This is a genomic window from Streptomyces sp. DI166, from assembly GCF_900091315.1.
GTDB lineage: Bacteria > Actinomycetota > Actinomycetes > Streptomycetales > Streptomycetaceae > Streptomyces > Streptomyces fuscus.
In genome coordinates this window covers 1-2357 of the sequence record NZ_FLSP01000217.1, presented here as the reverse complement: position 1 = coordinate 2357, position 2357 = coordinate 1, and the positions used below count along the sequence as shown (strand labels likewise).

At 77.0% G+C, this 2357-nt stretch carries 1 protein-coding gene and 1 pseudogene; both read left to right on the top strand.

Features of this window, described 5'->3' with window-relative positions; genetic code table 11:
- Positions 1-810 (top strand): annotated as a pseudogene (locus GA0115233_RS41415) (hypothetical protein); the annotation flags it as partial.
- A gap of 69 nt (positions 811-879) precedes the next feature.
- A partial coding sequence (locus GA0115233_RS39875; RefSeq protein ID WP_176712127.1) for an AAA family ATPase occupies positions 880-2357 on the top strand: 1478 nt, incomplete at its 3' end.

The window sequence follows — 2357 nt, the reverse complement described above, 5'->3', positions numbered from 1 at the left end:
TACCCCCGGTTCGCCGCGGTGTCCGTACTGTCGCTGGCCGACGCGCACTCCGCGGCGCGCGACGCGCTGGACGCCACGCTCGCCGAGGCGGGCAAACGGGCCAGCCCGACCGTGGTCGCACGGGGGCTGATGCTGCGGGCGCGGCTCAACCTGCGGGCGGGCGACCCGGACACCGCCGCCCGCGACCTGGCCGCCTGCCGAGCCCTGGCGCCGTTGCACGCCTGGCATCCCAGCCGGCTGACCGCGCTGCGGGCGGCACAGATCCGGGTCCTCATCGCCCGGGAGCGGTTCGCCGACGCCGACCGGCTGGCCTCGGTGGAACTGCCTCCGTGCGCGGAGGAGTGCAGCGCCTGGACCGAGCTGCTCTACAGCCGCGCGCAGCTCATGCTGTGCCGGGGGCGGCCCGGGCAGGCCCTCGCCGAGGCGGAGGAGTGCGGGCGGCGGCTGACCGCGCGGAACTGGCGCAATCCGGCGCTGCTGGCGTGGCGTTCCCTCGCGGCGCTGGCGCACCTCGGCTGCGGCGACGAGGAGCGGGCGGCCGAGCTGTTCGCGGAGGAGCTGCGGCTGGCCGAGCGCTGGGGCACCGACTCGGCGCTCGCCTGGACCGAGCTGCGCCGGGGCCTGGCCTCCCCCGCCCCGCAGGCGGCCCGGCTCACCGAGCGCGCGCTGCGCCGGCTCGGCCACAGCCCCGCGGCGCGCCGGTTCGCGCAGGCCCTCGTCACCCGGGAGACTGCCGGGCTCCACCCGCCGCCCCGGGCGGACACCGCGTCGGCGGTCCGGAGGTTCGGCGACCCCGCTCGGGCGACCTGACGTCACCGGCCGACGTTCCGCCCAGTCCACCCCCCATGCTCAACCACACCGCACGAGGAGGCCGCTGGCATGTTGCTTGAGCGGCAGAACGAACTGAAGGTGGCGGCCGAGGCCCTGCGGCTCGCCCAGCACGGCAACGGATCGCTCGTGGTGATCAGCGGCCCGCCCGGCTCGGGCAAGTCCGCGCTGCTGACGGAGATCGGCGAACTCGCCGTACGGCTCACCGCCGGACCGTCGGCCGGCGCGGCGCCCGCGCCCCGCGCCCTGGTGATGCGCGCCTACGCCGCCCCCGCCGAGCGCGACTTCCCCCTCGGTGTGACCCGGCAGCTGCTGGAGCCGGTGCTGACGTCCGGCTCCTTCGTGGCCCGGTGGTGCTCCGGGCCCGCGCGGGCCGCGCTCGCCTTCCTCCAGGGCGACACCGAGTCGCCCCGGCAGCGGGCGGCGACGGCCGTACGGGCGCTGCTGTCGATGGTGGAGAACATCACCCACGACCGGGTGCCGGTGCTCCTCGTCGACGACGTGCACTGGGCCGACGAGGAATCGCTGCAGTGGCTGGACCAGTTGGTCAAACAGGTCACCCAGCGGCGGATCCTGGTCGCGGTCACGCTCTGCGAGGGCGAGCCCGCGGCGGAGCGGCAGGAGGTCCGGCCGCTCGCCGCCGCCGAGCACACCCTGCTGCCCGCCCCGCTCGGCCCGGACTCCGTCGACGGGATGCTGCTGGAGCGGCTGGGCGTGCCCGCCGACCCGGAGTTCACGGCGGCCTGCCACGAGGCCACGCGGGGCAATCCGCTGCATCTGGTGTCGCTGCTCCAGGAGTGCCAGACCCGCGGCGTGGCGCCGGTGGCCGCCGAGGCGCCCGCGGTGGCCGCGCTCGTACCGCCCGCGCTGCGCCGCCGGCTCCTGCAGTGCCTGCGGGAGCAGCCGCCGTACGTGCTCGCCGCGGCGCGGTCGCTGATGGTGCTCGGTGAGGACGCCGACCGGCAGGTGGTGGGCGAACTGGCCGGGCTGGACCCGGTGGACCTGGACGAGAGCCTGTGGCGGCTGCGCCGGCTGGCGCTGGTGACCCGGCAGGACACGCTGCGGCTGGCCCACCGGGCGGTGCACGAGGTCATCGAGGAGGGCACCTCGCCGGACGAGCGCAACCGGCTGCATCTGCAGGCCGCCGCGCTGCTGCGCTACCGGGGCGGGGCGCCCGAGCGGGTCGCCGGTCATCTCCTGGCCACGACCTCGCGGCTGGACGACGACGCGGTGGCCGTGCTGCGGCGGGCCGCCGACGCCGCGGTACGGCGCGGGGCGCCCGAGACGGCCGCCCGCTATCTTCGCCGGACCCTGCGCGACATCCCGCCGCACAGCAGGGCGCGGGCCGGGCTGCTGGTGGAACTGGCCCAGGTGGAGCGGAGTTTCGCGCCCTCGGTGGCGGTACGGCATGTGGCGCAGGCCTTCCCGCTGCTGCCCGGGCCGGTGGCGCGCGCGACGGCGCTGGTGGCGCTGACGCCCGTGGCGCCGGCGGCGACGCTGCTGTCGCTCACCGATCTGCTGCGGCGCAC